The sequence below is a fragment of the Ruegeria sp. D6 genome, assembly GCF_056534365.1.
Window position 1 is genome coordinate 630,049 of sequence record NZ_JBQFPH010000002.1, and the last position, 12,461, is coordinate 642,509.

The following is a 12,461-nucleotide window of genomic DNA, read 5'->3' on the forward strand; positions in this document are numbered from 1 at the left end:
TGCACAGCTAACCAAAGTAAATCCAAGTGCCTTAAGATGCTCTACGTAGCCGCTCAAGTGTAAGCCACTCTCCGTCGCGCGCAGAGTCAGTAAACGCACATTTCCGGAGAACAGCTTGAGATGCCAAGTTGTCTGCGTGCACAACCGCGATCACCCGGTAAACATTGGGGCGTTGGCGCAAATATTCGTCACAGTACTGTGCGACGATCGAACTGGCGTACCCCTTGCCCCAATGCTTCTCACCCAACCAATAGCTGACTTCGGCGCTGCCCGATCCCTTTTCTAGCATACGAACCTGTCCGATTGCGTGCCCATCTTTCTCGATGGCCAACACCTGATGATGATCTTCGTAGCCCAGTTCGATCAATTGGGCGGCATCGTCCGCACTGATTGGGCCTGGATAGACCTCCGGCAGATAGCGCCACAGGCGCTCAGAGGAAAGCATCGCCGCATACTCTGCCGAGTCCTTCAGATCCCATGCACGGAAGTGGAATGGCCGGGGATTCGGACGCCCAAATGTGCCCAGGATGTCATCCTCACATTCCAGTGGGACCCAGCCTATTTGAATCGGGTCGTAAGCGACCTCGACACCGTTCGACTGACACCATTTGACTTCACGTTCGGAAAGAACGCCCTGCGACCTCAATCTGCGCAGATCAACTGATCTCGAATGCCCGCAGGAGTGTTCAGATCGAATAGATTTGTTTTGAATGTTCATGACGTCCTCCGAGCGAACACACCAACACCAAGTGCTCTGAAACAAGAGACTGCGCCAATTGTTGGATATTCCAACAAAATAGGATAGCCTATTATTCAACAATATTTGATTGGAAAAACCTATTGATCGACATCCAGCTGACATTGAAACAACTGTCCTATTTCCGTACGCTGGCCGACACTGGCCACTACAGGAAAGCCGCCGAGCGTATCGGCATTAGCCAGCCTTCCCTTAGCCTGCAGATTGCCAATTTGGAATCTGTGCTTTGTCTGAACCTCGTCGAACGAGGCCGCGCCGGAGCGATGCTGACGCCTGAAGGACGAGAAATTCTTGAGCAAACCCGAAGCATACTATCTGATGTGATGGCCCTACAAGAAACACACAATCGGATGAAATCCGAACTTTCAGGAAGTTTTCGCCTCGGCTCATCCCCAACGCTGGGGCCCTATCTGTTGCCGCGCGTTTTTCTGCATTTGCATCAGAACCACCCAGATCTGAGATTGATCGTGCGTGACGGCCCCCCCTCAGAACTGCTGCAAGAACTGCTGAGCGGAATGCACGACGTTATTCTGACGCAACTGCCGGTGAAATCGGCCGATGTTTTTGTTCAGCGATTACTGCGAGAGCCTCTTCATCTGGCTGTGGCCCTCAGCCATCCGCTGGCAAAAAAGGAATATGTAGAAGACGAAGATCTAAAGGGGGAAAACGTTTTGGTCCTGTCGCGGCGCTTCACCCTCCACAGCCAGATCGAAAACCTGACCAAGGAGGTCGGCGCAAATCTGCTGTATGACTATGAAGGCACCAGTTTGGATGCCATTCGTCAGATGACCGCTATGAATATCGGAATCTCATTCCTTCCATCACTTTATGTGGCGTCCGAAGTGCCCAAATTTGGCGGGGACGTGGCACTTGTGCCCTATAGGCCCGGCCGCCTGAATAGGTCGATTGGCCTTGTCTGGCGCGCCTCCAGTGGCCACCATCGCGCATTCAGCTTTATCTCAGACGCCATTCGCAGCGTTGCCAAGACAGATTATTCTGGATTGGTCAGCGTTGAAAAATAGTGGTGTTGACCTCTGGCCTCAAGCTACCGCATTAAGCAGCTGTACAATGGCCAGATCTAGCCAGCTGTTCTGTAGATGGTAAACAACTCTTTTGGTTCAGCCACACCCCGCAACATATAGCGCCCGACCGAAATCAGGTCCTGATCACAAGGATGCGCCGCGCGGGCTACATCGTCGGAAATCAGGATGCGCTGCCCCAGTGACCGATGCATCCCCGCAATTCTGGACGTCTGGTTGACCGCCGGACCAATTACCGTGAAATCCAGCCGACTTTCGGAGCCGATGTTTCCATAGAGGATCTCACCAGAGTGCAATGCCAGCGTATAGTTCGAAATCGGTTGTCCCCGTGAACTCCGCTGAGTGTTCAATTCGGCCATGCGCTCTTGCAGCATGGTCGCCGCAGCCAGCGCAGCGCGGGCATCGGCATCGATCTCGCCGACATCAAACATCGCCATGACACCGTCGCCCATGAACTTCAGGATGTTGCCTTCGCATTGATGAACAACATCAACCACCACACCCAGGTAGTCATTCAGCATATCTATAACTTCGATCCCTGGCATCTCTTCTGACAGGCTGGTGAACCCTTCTAGATCGAAGTTCCAGATCACCGCATCGATCTGCTGCAGTGACCCGCGACGGATTTCACCGGACAAGACCCGACGACCGGCATCGCGGCCCAGATAAACCCGCATCAAATCTTTCGACACCCGCGCGTTCGAGGCTGACTTCAGAGCCAGCCCCAGATGCGGTAACGCCGTATTGATCACGTCCAGATCATCGTCGCAGAATCCTTCCGGCGCATTGCTGGACCAGGACATCAAGACGCCATCGATTGCCTCTTTCGCATCATAGGGGTTGCGTTGAGCCGGCACATCAAAGCTGATGCCAGTCGCGTAGTAGTCCGTGGCTCCGTTTTCCCGCAACTCGTTTAGCAGAGGAAAGCGGCTGGGTTCGTTCTGGTCGACCAGCCGTTCACGGATAGCATCGATATCTTCGTGCAATACGGCATACAGCGGACTTTGTGTCCAAACTTCACTGGGCTCTTCGGAATACTCGAAGGTTTCCAGATTACTTCCTTTGCTGCGGTACCAGCTATAGCCCGTTCCGCCATAGACGGGATGCAAGGCCGGTTGCGCCGCATGAAAGCGCATCAAGGGCACACCAAGATCAACTAAACGGGTGCAATACCCGTCCAGAAGTTCTTGTTTGTCGGCCCCTTCCAGGCCGCGGGTCACCAACCAATCTATCAGATCATGGGATTTTGCCGTTGGGGAATCCGGCGCTGTCATGTGTCGTTCCTGTGTCCGTTATGACGTTGATCTGGGGGCAGCTGTACCGGATTACCAGTACCCTAATCCATTCCGGCCAGACGTCGCAGCATCATGCGCAGCAAGGCGGCCTCACCCGTGGTGAAACGCGATGCCAGTTTCTGATCATAATCCTGTGCGATACCGCTTAATTCGCGATAAACCTTCTGGCCAGCCGAGGTCAGCGATAGCCGCTCAACCCGCCGGTCATTTTCATCCCGCAACCTTTGCAAATATCGGCGCTGTTGCAATCGGCTGACCGCACGGCTGACCTTGGTTTTGTGGATTTTGGCACGCTCAACAATGTCGCGTGCGGTCATCTCACCATGATTGCCCAGATGAAACAGCACCCGCCATTCGGTGCGCAGCATTCCGTAGCGATCCTTGTAAACGCGCTGAAACTCAAGCGAACTTTCCTCGGCCGCCTGATTCAACAGGAACGGAAGGAAATTTCGCAAATCAAACTCATCTTTTTGGTCATTTTTAGGCTGGGTCATCCTTGTTAGTTACAAAATCAACTATTATTCGACAAGTGACAAGTTGAAGGATCACCGGAGACGAGATGAGTTTTGATATCTGGATCACCTATGTGGCGACGGTGTTGCTGCTGATGAGCACACCGGGGCCAAGCCAGTTGCTGATGCTGTCGAACTCGGCAACCAATGGGCTGCGGCGAGGTTTTTTTACCGCTGCGGGTGATTTGACGGCCAATTTCTTTCAAATGTTGGCCGCCGGTCTGGGTCTGGCTGCCCTGATCGCCACGTCCGGGACGGCCTTTACCGTGATCAAGTGGTTGGGCGTGGCCTATTTGGTCTATCTCGGCGTCAAGCAAATCGTGAAGGCACGTGTTGCCGAAACCAACGATGCGCCACGTGCCAGCCGCAGGGCGCTCTGGATGCAGGGCTTCATCACCTCTGCCGCGAATCCCAAGGCGGTGGTGTTCTTCGCCGCTTTGTTTCCGCTGTTCATCGATGGCGCGCTGCCTTTCTGGCCGCAATTCGCCATCCTCTCGGCCACATATCTGATCATAGACGGGTTGTTTCTGATGGCCTATGGCTCCACTGCCAGTTGGCTGGCCCGGCGACTGCAGGGGCCGGCAAGGCTTTGGCTCGACCGGATCGGTGGCAGCTTCATGATATTGGCGGCAGTCCTGCTGGGCTTCAAATCCCTGCGCGCCGCCTCGTAACCGAAAGACATAAGGACGCAATATGCCTTTGAAGAAATCCTGGGTCGCATCGGCCAATTCCGCCGACCACCCCTTCCCGCTGAACAACCTGCCTTATGGCGTGTTCTCGACCGAAACCACCGAGCCCCGCTGCGGCGTTGCCATCGGCGACATGATCTTCGACGTGACTGCTGCCGAGGCTGATGGATTAATCGCGCTGTCGGATGAGCCGCTGTTCGATCTGCCCTTCTGGAATCCGCTAATGGAAGAAGGCCCTGCCGTATGGGCTGCATTGCGCGACCGCCTATCTACGCTATTGGCTGAAGATTCGGACGAACAGCACAAGATCGAAAGTCTGCTGATCCCGCAGGACGAGGCCGAGATGCACATGCCCTTTGCCGTCAGCGAGTACACCGATTTCTACGCGGGCCGCCACCATGCCCAGAACGTGGGCACCATGTTCCGCGGCCCGGAAAACGCATTGCCGCCGAACTGGCTGCACATCCCCATCGGCTATAACGGCCGCGCGTCGTCTGTTGTCGTTTCAGGCACAGATATCCGTCGCCCCTGGGGTCAGTTGAAATCGCCCGATCAGGACCTGCCTGCTTTCCTGCCCAGCCGTCGATTTGATATCGAACTAGAGATGGGTGCAATCGTGGGCACACCGTCTGACGGCCCAATTTCAGTGCAGGAAGCCGATGACAACATCTTTGGCTATGTCCTACTAAACGACTGGTCCGCGCGCGATATTCAGGCCTGGGAATACCAGCCGCTGGGGCCATTTCAGGCCAAGGCGACCGCGACCTCGATCAGCCCGTGGATCGTGACCAAAGCGGCGCTGGAACCGTTCCGCTGCGATACGCCCGATCGTGAGTTTGCCCTGCTGGACCACCTGAAGGATTGCGGCCCGATGCTCTATGACATCGATTTGGCCGTGACGATGGCGCCCGAGAATAAAGACGCCACGACCATCGCACGAACCAATTATCGCGAGATGTACTACTCGGCGGCGCAGCAGTTAGCGCATCACTCGACGTCTGGGTGTCCGATGAACACGGGCGACCTGTTGGGGTCCGGCACCATTTCGGGGCCGAACAAGCCAGAGCGCGGATCACTTCTGGAACTCAGCTGGGGCGGGAAAGAGCCACTGACGCTGGACACAGGCGAGACCCGCACCTTCATCGAGAACGGCGACACGCTGACCCTGACCGGCGCAGCCAAGGGCGACGGCTATACCGTCGGGTTCGGCGATTGCACCGGCACCGTGCTGCCCGCACTCGAAAATCCATTCGCCAGAGATTGATGCAGGTCCAGTCCGCATATTCAGAGCGTGCTCTGCCAGTCCTTAACGGCCTCGATGGGATAAAGCAGCATCAGCACGTTCAGCGTCAGACCATCGCGGATCAGCGTGGTGGTCAGGATCTCGAATCCCAGCGCAATGGTGACCGTCATCCAGATCGGCAGGCGACGCGCCAACCAGAACCCCAGCATCATCGCGCCAATATCGGCGATCGAGTTGACGACACTGTCGCCGTAGTAATCCAGCGAGATCGTGACCGCGCGGTAATGTTCGATCACGGCATTGGTGTTCTCGGAAATCTCCCACGCGACTTCTATCAAGGTGGCGATGAACAACCGCCAGCCAACGGCAAGGCGGCGCGCCACCAGCCACAGAAGACCGTAAAACAGAAAGCCATGAATGATGTGGCTGGGCGTGTACCAATCGGTCAGATGCTGCGAGCTTTCGGAACTGAAGGTTTCACCATGCCACAGCTTGACATAACCGCATTTGCAAATCGGTTCGCGGCCCATCCACAGCAGGATGATGGCGCAGGCAATGACAACACAAGCGGTTGCCCAATAAGGCAAAAATCGACGTTCAAACATATGGCGACAACATCATCAAAGCCAGTCGCTGTCCAGAAGGGAAATCACTGATATGGCCAAGGCATTTGCGTCCCAGGGGGACATGTCGGAAAAGAAAATCTCGTTCACCGAGGTGGGCGAAGGGCTCTATGCCTTCACCGCCGAAGGCGACCCGAACTCGGGCGTGATCATCGGCGATGACAGCGTGATGATTGTCGAGGCGCAGGCGACCCCGCGTCTGGCCAACAAGGTGATCGAATGCGTGCGGTCGGTGACTGACAAGCCGATCACCCATGTGGCGCTGACCCATTACCACGCAGTACGCGTGCTGGGCGCGAGCGCCTTTGGTGCGCAACAGATCCTGATGTCGGATATGGCGCGCGCCATGGTGGTTGAACGCGGTCAGGAAGACTGGGACAGCGAATTCCAACGCTTCCCCCGCCTGTTCGAAGGGCATGAGAGCATTCCCGGCCTCACATGGCCCACCACCACCTTCAGCGACACCATGACGGTTTATCTGGGCAACCGCCGGATCGACCTGATGCATCTGGGCCGCGCCCATACCGCTGGCGATATCGTCATCCACGTGCCCGATCAGAACGTCATGTTCACCGGTGATATCGTCGAATACCACTCGGCCTGCTATTGCGGCGACGGGCATTTCGGCGATTGGGGCGATACGCTGGATGAGATCAAGTGGTTTGACGTGGACGCCATCGCGCCGGGGCGCGGCGACGCTCTGGTTGGTAAGGACATGGTCAATGCGGCCATCGAGAACACTCGCGATTTCGTCGAAAGCACCTATCGCCCGGCGGCCAAGGTTGCGGCGCGCGGTGGCAGCCTGAAAGAAGCCTGGGACGCCGTGCGCGCAGAATGCGACCCAAAATTCGCTGACTATGCGATCTACGAACACTGCCTGCCCTTCAATGTTGCCCGCGCCTATGACGAGGCCCGCGGCATCGACACGCCCCGGATCTGGACCGCCCAGCGCGATCTGGAGATGTGGGAGGCCCTGCAGGGCTAAGATTTCCGGGCCGGATTTGATCCAGATCGTGGCGGCCCGGATTTGACAGTGAAACGCTAAGACCAACCCTCCGGCGCTATCCCGCCGGAGAACAGATGAGTTGTGCCCGCTGCACCAGAACTGGGAGAGAGACCGTGAACAAGATTTTCGAAGTTCCACTTTATGCCTACGAGGCCAGCCCGGATCAATCCGCGCCAGCGCCCGTGCGTCACAAGGTCATCGTTGTTGGGGCCGGTCCGGTGGGTCTGGCCGCCGCCATCGATCTGGCCCAGCAAGGGGTTGAGGTGCTGGTGCTGGACGACAACGACAAGGTCAGCTTTGGCAGCCGCGCCATCTGTTTTGCCAAGCGCCCGCTGGAAATCCTCGACCGACTGGGTTGCGGGCAGCCGATGGTGGACAAGGGCGTTCTTTGGAACAAGGGCAAAGTGTTCTTCGACGAACGTCAGGTTTACGAGTTCGACCTGCAGCCCGACAGCGGCGATCAGCGCCCGGCCTTCATCAACCTGCAGCAATACTATTTCGAGCAGTTTCTGGTCGACCGCGTCCGCGAATTGCAAGCGCAGGGTGCACCGATCGAAATCCGCGGCCGCAACAAGGTCGAAGCCGTTGGAACCCACCCCGATCACGTCAAGCTTGAGGTCGAAACGCCCGAGGGATCATACACCATCGAAGCGGATTGGGTCATCGCCTGCGACGGCGCGGGCTCACCCATGCGCGCCATGATGGGTAAGGATTTTGTGGGCCGCGTGTTCGAAGACAACTTCCTGATCGCTGATGTGATTATGGAGGCCGATTTCCCCTCGGAACGCTGGTTCTGGTTCGATCCGCCGTTCAACAAAGGCCAATCTGCGTTGCTACATAAACAACCCGATGGCGTCTGGCGCATCGATCTGCAACTGGGATGGGATATCGACAAGGAACGCGAAAAGCGCCCGGAAAACGTGATCCCGCGCCTCAAGGCCATGCTGGGCGAGGAGGTAAATTTCGAGCTGGAATGGGTCAGCATCTACACCTTCCAGTGCCGCCGGATGGAGCAATTCCGCCATGGCCGCGTGATCTTTGCCGGTGACAGTGCCCATCAGGTCAGCCCGTTTGGCGCACGGGGCGCAAACTCGGGCGTGCAGGATACCGACAACCTATGCTGGAAACTGAAACTGGTGATTGACGGCAAAGCGCCTGAGTCGCTGCTGGACAGCTACGATCAGGAACGCATTCACGGTGCGGACGAAAACATCCTGAACTCGACCCGCTCGACCGATTTCATCACCCCGAAATCGCAGATGTCCCGCATCCTGCGCGACGCGGTGCTGGACTTGAGCGAACATTATGACTTCGCCCGCCCGATGGTGAATTCTGGCCGCTTGAGCGTACCTTGCGTCTATGACGGCTCGTCGCTGAATTCGGCGGATGCGTTGAACGGGCCGACGCAGACGCGTCCCGGAGCGTCCTGTCCCGATGCGCCTTTGGGTGATGGCTTTCTACTGCCTAAACTGGCTGGACAGTTCACGCTGCTGACCATCGACGCCGATGCACCAGATGAGATCGAGGTCGATGGCATCATCGTCAAACGCCTGGCACTCTCGGTCAAAGACGACCCGACCCTAACGCTGAAGCGCCGCTATTTAGGCGATGCCAGCGGAGCGGTTTATCTGATCCGTCCCGATCAGCACGTGGCCGCCCGCCGCGACACCTACGAAGAAAATGCATTCCGGCACGCGGTGCGCCGCGCCACAGGCAAGGAGTAAGCGACATGGCTGATCTGATCCTCTCATCCAATCTGACCCAGGCAGACGATTTCTATGCCGATCTGGTGGCCGCCCATGAAGGGCTTGAGAAAGCCGAAAGCGAAGCGTTCAACGCGCGCCTTGTGCTGGTTCTGGCAAACCACATCGGCGACCACGCGGTGCTGAAGCAGGCGTTGGATGCCGCAGCCCTGAAACAGGAGTAAGCCCATGAAAATCGAACAGATTCACCACGTCGCCTATCGCTGCAAGGACGCGAAAGAGACCGTTGAATGGTACGGCAAGATGCTGAACATGGATTTCATTCTGGCGATTGCCGAAGACCATGTGCCCTCCACCCATGAACCTGATCCCTACATGCACCTGTTTCTGGATGCCGGAAATGGCAATGTGCTGGCGTTTTTTGAGCTGCCTACCAAGCCGGAAATGGGGCGCGATCCCAACACGCCGATTTGGGTGCAGCACATCGCATTCAAGGTGAAGGACCGTGATGAGCTGATCGCATTCAAGGACCATCTCGAAGCCAACGGCGTCGAGGTTCTGGGTGTCACGGATCATTCGATCTTTCATTCGATCTATTTCTTCGATCCGAACGGTCACCGGGTGGAACTGGCTTGCCCCGACCCCGAGGAAGAGGCCATGCTGGCCCGGCTGGATTCGGTCAAATGGGATATGCTCGAAGAATGGTCGCGCACCAAACGAGCCCCTCAGCATGCCGACTGGCTGCATGCCAAGGAACTAAGCAAAGGCTAACCATCGTATGTCCGAAGTGGTTCTGTTTGATTACTGGCGTTCGTCCGCCAGTTACCGGGTGCGGATTGCACTGAATCTGGCTGGGATCACCTACCGCCCGGTCGTCGTGGATCTGGTGAACGGGGCGCATCGCGCCCCGGATCATTTGGACCGCAACCCGCAAGGTCTGGTCCCGGTGCTGGATATCGATGGGGTTCGGTTGACCCAATCGCTGGCGATCATCGATTATCTGGATGAGACCCGCGATCTGGGTCTGCTGCCAACCGATCCGGCCAAGCGAGCCGCGGCGCGGGCATTGGCGCACAGTATCGCGGTGGATATCCATCCGGTCTGCAATCTGTCGGTTGCCAAACATGCCACCGCGCTCAGCCAAGGTGCAGGCGACATGCCCGGCGACTGGATGCGTCACTTCATCCGGCCGGGCCTGCTGGCGTTTGAAACGCTTCTGGGTGGCTTTGATCAATCCCCGTTCTGTACCGGCGACACCCCCGGTCTGGCCGATATCTGCCTGATCCCGCAGCTTTATAATGCGCGCCGGTGGGAAGTTGATCTATCCGACATGCCGCGCCTGACAGCAGTCGAGGCCGTCTGCGCCGAGCATTCGGCCTTTGCCGCAGCCCATCCCGACCTGCATGCTCCGCTCTGAACCGGCGCACAGAGTCTGTGTGGCGGTGCGGGTGCACAAATCCTCGCGCCGTCCTTAGGTTTCTGTGTAACGACAGACGGAGACCCCCATGCCCGAGATCACCGGCTACCACGCCCATGTCTATTTTGACGCCGACACGCAGGATACGGCACAGCAGGTCTGTGAAGAGGCCGCGCGCCTGTTTCCCACCGTGCAGATGGGCCGCATGCATGCGCGCAACGTTGGCCCTCATCCGCGTTGGAGTTGCCAGCTGGGCTTTCCCGCCGAAGCCTTTGATCAGGTCTTTCCCTGGCTGATCCTAAACCGGCAAGGGCTGACCATCTTTACCCATCCAGAAACCGGCGATCACTTGGCCGATCATCGGGATCGCGCCATTTGGATGGGTGAGATGCTGGAGCTTGATCTGTCGATCTTTGATTAACCCAGCTCACGCGCGCGATCGCGCAAGATGAACTTCTGAATCTTCCCCGTCGACGTTTTCGGCAACGCCCCGAAGACAATCGTCTTGGGGGCTTTGAAATGGGCCATATGATCCCGGCAGAAAGCGATGATATCAGCCTCATTCGCCTCTGCCTGAGGCTTCAATTCCACAAACGCACATGGCGTTTCGCCCCATTTCTCATCCGGGCGGGCCACCACCGCCGCCTCCATCACAGCCGGGTGTTTATACAGCGTATCTTCGACCTCGACCGACGAGATGTTCTCACCGCCCGAGATGATGATGTCCTTGGACCTATCCTTCAGCGCGATATAGCCATCCGGATGCATCACCCCCAGATCGCCCGAGGCAAACCACCCGCCCTTGAAGGCCTTGTCTGTCGCCTCAGCGTTCTTGAGATAGCCCTTCATGACAATGTTGCCCTGCATGAAAATCTCACCCATGGTTTCGCCATCCGAAGGCACGGGTTCCATCGTCTCGGGGTCAGCCACCATCAACCCGGACAGGGCGACGTATTTCACCCCCTGACGCACCTTCAGCGCGGCGCGATCTTCCGCGCCTTTCTCGTTCCATTCGTCCTTCCATGCACAGACAACGGACGGACCATAGGTCTCGGTCAGGCCATAGACATGGGTAACCTCAACACCCATCCCTTCCATCGCTTCGATCACCTTGGCCGGCGGTGGAGCGCCAGCGGTCATCGCCTTGATCTGCTGCGTGAAATCCTTGAGATGATCGGGCGCGTTGGCCAGCATATTCAACACGATCGGTGCGCCACAGAAATGGGTCACACCCTCTTCTCGGAAGGCGCGATAGATCGGTTCGTCCCGCACGGCGCGCAGGCAGACGGAGGTGCCCGCATTGGCCGCCATCGTCCACGGGAAGCACCAGCCATTGCAGTGAAACATCGGCAGCGTCCACAGATAGACCGAATGCTGCGGCATCCCCCATGTCAGGATATTCGACGTTGCGTTCAGCGCCGCGCCGCGGTGGTGATAGACCACACCCTTGGGGTTGCCGGTGGTGCCCGAGGTATAGTTCAGCGTGATCGCATCCCATTCATCTGCGGGCAAAGACCAGTCGAACTCTGGATCACCCTCGGCCAACAGAGCCTCATAGGTCAGATCTCCCAATCGCTCGCCACCGTCAAAACTGGCGTCTTCGATGTCGATCACCAGAATGTTGTGATCCACCTGCGCTAACGCCTGTTTCACGACGCCTGAAAACTCGGGATCGACCAGCAGAACCTTGGCTTCGGCATGGTTCAGAATGAAGGCGATGATCGGCGCATCTAGCCTCGTGTTGATCGCGTTCAGCACCGCCCCTGCCATGGGCACGCCAAAATGCGCCTCATACAGCTCGGGTATATTGGCCGCGATGATCGAGACTGTATCGCCCACGCCTACGCCACGCGTAGTCAGCGCGCTGGCCAGACGTCGGCTCCGCGCATAGGTTTCTGCCCAGCTATACCGGCGCTCGCCATACACAACGGATGGGTAATCCGGATACACTGCCGCCGTCCGCTCAAGATAGCTCAGCGGAGACAACGGCGTGAAATTCGCCGGGGTTTTATCCAGATGTTGCTGGTAGATAGGTGTGGCTGTCATCCGGCGATCCTCCCAAACTCGTCAGATTGTCGTATTGAGCACAAAGTTTACGTCATAACAAACCCGTATTAATACGCGTTTGAGCTACACTGGAGATATCCTATGGGCTAATCTGGCCCTACTTCACGCG

14 protein-coding genes are annotated in these 12,461 nt (G+C 57.4%); 9 read left to right on the forward strand and 5 right to left on the reverse strand.

The genetic code is table 11. From position 1 onward, the window contains the following. Positions 1–31: 31 nt before the first annotated feature. Positions 32–718 (reverse strand): GNAT family N-acetyltransferase, encoded by a 687-nt coding sequence (locus ACR0A1_RS10655; RefSeq protein WP_480763895.1) that lies wholly within the window; start codon positions 716–718, stop codon positions 32–34. Between the two features lie 122 nt (positions 719–840). On the opposite strand from ACR0A1_RS10655, the gene ACR0A1_RS10660 reads away from it, so the two are divergent. Next, complete coding sequence (locus ACR0A1_RS10660; RefSeq protein WP_255611813.1) at positions 841–1,779, forward strand: hydrogen peroxide-inducible genes activator; 939 nt, start codon at positions 841–843, stop codon at positions 1,777–1,779. Between the two features lie 56 nt (positions 1,780–1,835). Here the strand turns inward: ACR0A1_RS10660 and ACR0A1_RS10665 are convergent, their stop codons facing one another. Together ACR0A1_RS10665 and ACR0A1_RS10670 are read right to left on the reverse strand one after the other, a co-directional pair. Beyond that, on the reverse strand, positions 1,836–3,071 hold the full coding sequence (locus ACR0A1_RS10665; RefSeq protein ID WP_480867400.1) for an adenylate/guanylate cyclase domain-containing protein: 1,236 nt from the start codon (positions 3,069–3,071) through the stop codon (positions 1,836–1,838). Between the two features lie 62 nt (positions 3,072–3,133). Further along, positions 3,134–3,586 (reverse strand): MarR family winged helix-turn-helix transcriptional regulator, encoded by a 453-nt coding sequence (locus ACR0A1_RS10670; RefSeq protein WP_170392676.1) that lies wholly within the window; start codon positions 3,584–3,586, stop codon positions 3,134–3,136. A gap of 65 nt (positions 3,587–3,651) precedes the next feature. Here ACR0A1_RS10670 and ACR0A1_RS10675 point away from each other — a divergent pair, with 65 nt between their 5' ends. Both ACR0A1_RS10675 and fahA read left to right on the forward strand, forming a co-directional pair. Next, positions 3,652–4,275 carry a LysE family translocator gene (locus ACR0A1_RS10675; protein ID WP_170625077.1) on the forward strand — a complete coding sequence of 208 codons (624 nt, stop codon included), beginning with the start codon at positions 3,652–3,654 and terminating at the stop codon, positions 4,273–4,275. A 22-nt stretch (positions 4,276–4,297) separates the two neighbouring features. Continuing rightward, the gene (gene fahA, locus ACR0A1_RS10680; protein WP_480867403.1) at positions 4,298–5,557 is read left to right on the forward strand and encodes a fumarylacetoacetase; all 1,260 of its coding nucleotides are present in this window, start codon (positions 4,298–4,300) and stop codon (positions 5,555–5,557) included. A gap of 20 nt (positions 5,558–5,577) precedes the next feature. On the opposite strand, the gene ACR0A1_RS10685 is transcribed toward fahA, so the two are convergent. Then, positions 5,578–6,141, reverse strand: coding sequence for a DUF2585 domain-containing protein (locus ACR0A1_RS10685; RefSeq protein WP_480867405.1), 564 nt, complete (start codon positions 6,139–6,141; stop codon positions 5,578–5,580). A gap of 52 nt (positions 6,142–6,193) precedes the next feature. On the opposite strand from ACR0A1_RS10685, the gene ACR0A1_RS10690 reads away from it, so the two are divergent. The 6 genes from ACR0A1_RS10690 to ACR0A1_RS10715 all read left to right on the forward strand — a co-directional run bounded on the left by ACR0A1_RS10690 (position 6,194) and on the right by ACR0A1_RS10715 (position 10,706). Next, complete coding sequence (locus ACR0A1_RS10690; RefSeq protein WP_170497905.1) at positions 6,194–7,144, forward strand: MBL fold metallo-hydrolase; 951 nt, start codon at positions 6,194–6,196, stop codon at positions 7,142–7,144. A 134-nt stretch (positions 7,145–7,278) separates the two neighbouring features. Continuing rightward, entirely contained in the window at positions 7,279–8,889 is a 1,611-nt protein-coding gene (locus tag ACR0A1_RS10695) for an FAD-dependent oxidoreductase (protein ID WP_480752249.1), read from the forward strand. Positions 8,890–8,894: 5 nt separating this feature from the next. Next, entirely contained in the window at positions 8,895–9,092 is a 198-nt protein-coding gene (locus ACR0A1_RS10700; RefSeq protein WP_480867408.1) for a DUF2783 domain-containing protein, read from the forward strand. Positions 9,093–9,096: 4 nt separating this feature from the next. Then, the gene (locus tag ACR0A1_RS10705; RefSeq protein ID WP_170392683.1) at positions 9,097–9,639 is read left to right on the forward strand and encodes a VOC family protein; all 543 of its coding nucleotides are present in this window, start codon (positions 9,097–9,099) and stop codon (positions 9,637–9,639) included. Between the two features lie 7 nt (positions 9,640–9,646). After that, the gene (maiA, locus tag ACR0A1_RS10710; RefSeq protein ID WP_480867410.1) at positions 9,647–10,285 is read left to right on the forward strand and encodes a maleylacetoacetate isomerase; all 639 of its coding nucleotides are present in this window, start codon (positions 9,647–9,649) and stop codon (positions 10,283–10,285) included. A gap of 88 nt (positions 10,286–10,373) precedes the next feature. Continuing rightward, positions 10,374–10,706 carry a DOPA 4,5-dioxygenase family protein gene (locus ACR0A1_RS10715; RefSeq protein WP_480592560.1) on the forward strand — a complete coding sequence of 111 codons (333 nt, stop codon included), beginning with the start codon at positions 10,374–10,376 and terminating at the stop codon, positions 10,704–10,706. Here the strand turns inward: ACR0A1_RS10715 and ACR0A1_RS10720 are convergent. Next, the gene (locus tag ACR0A1_RS10720) at positions 10,703–12,331 is read right to left on the reverse strand and encodes an acyl-CoA synthetase (RefSeq protein ID WP_480867412.1); all 1,629 of its coding nucleotides are present in this window, start codon (positions 12,329–12,331) and stop codon (positions 10,703–10,705) included. The genes ACR0A1_RS10715 and ACR0A1_RS10720 overlap by 4 nt on opposite strands. Positions 12,332–12,461: the final 130 nt, after the last annotated feature.

Excerpts from the sequence above, each read along its gene's own strand:
- ACR0A1_RS10675 (WP_170625077.1), top strand. The coding sequence starts at position 3,652 with ATGAGTTTTGATATCTGGATCACCTATGTGGCGACGGTGTTGCTGCTG.
- ACR0A1_RS10690 (WP_170497905.1), top strand. The coding sequence starts at position 6,194 with ATGGCCAAGGCATTTGCGTCCCAGGGGGACATGTCGGAAAAGAAAATC.
- ACR0A1_RS10685 (WP_480867405.1), bottom strand. The coding sequence starts at position 6,141 with ATGTTTGAACGTCGATTTTTGCCTTATTGGGCAACCGCTTGTGTTGTC.
- maiA (WP_480867410.1), top strand. The coding sequence starts at position 9,647 with ATGTCCGAAGTGGTTCTGTTTGATTACTGGCGTTCGTCCGCCAGTTAC.
- ACR0A1_RS10720 (WP_480867412.1), bottom strand. The coding sequence starts at position 12,331 with ATGACAGCCACACCTATCTACCAGCAACATCTGGATAAAACCCCGGCG.
- ACR0A1_RS10665 (WP_480867400.1), bottom strand. The coding sequence starts at position 3,071 with ATGACAGCGCCGGATTCCCCAACGGCAAAATCCCATGATCTGATAGAT.
- ACR0A1_RS10655 (WP_480763895.1), bottom strand. The coding sequence starts at position 718 with ATGAACATTCAAAACAAATCTATTCGATCTGAACACTCCTGCGGGCAT.
- fahA (WP_480867403.1), top strand. The coding sequence starts at position 4,298 with ATGCCTTTGAAGAAATCCTGGGTCGCATCGGCCAATTCCGCCGACCAC.
- ACR0A1_RS10715 (WP_480592560.1), top strand. The coding sequence starts at position 10,374 with ATGCCCGAGATCACCGGCTACCACGCCCATGTCTATTTTGACGCCGAC.
- ACR0A1_RS10670 (WP_170392676.1), bottom strand. The coding sequence starts at position 3,586 with ATGACCCAGCCTAAAAATGACCAAAAAGATGAGTTTGATTTGCGAAAT.
- ACR0A1_RS10705 (WP_170392683.1), top strand. The coding sequence starts at position 9,097 with ATGAAAATCGAACAGATTCACCACGTCGCCTATCGCTGCAAGGACGCG.
- ACR0A1_RS10700 (WP_480867408.1), top strand. The coding sequence starts at position 8,895 with ATGGCTGATCTGATCCTCTCATCCAATCTGACCCAGGCAGACGATTTC.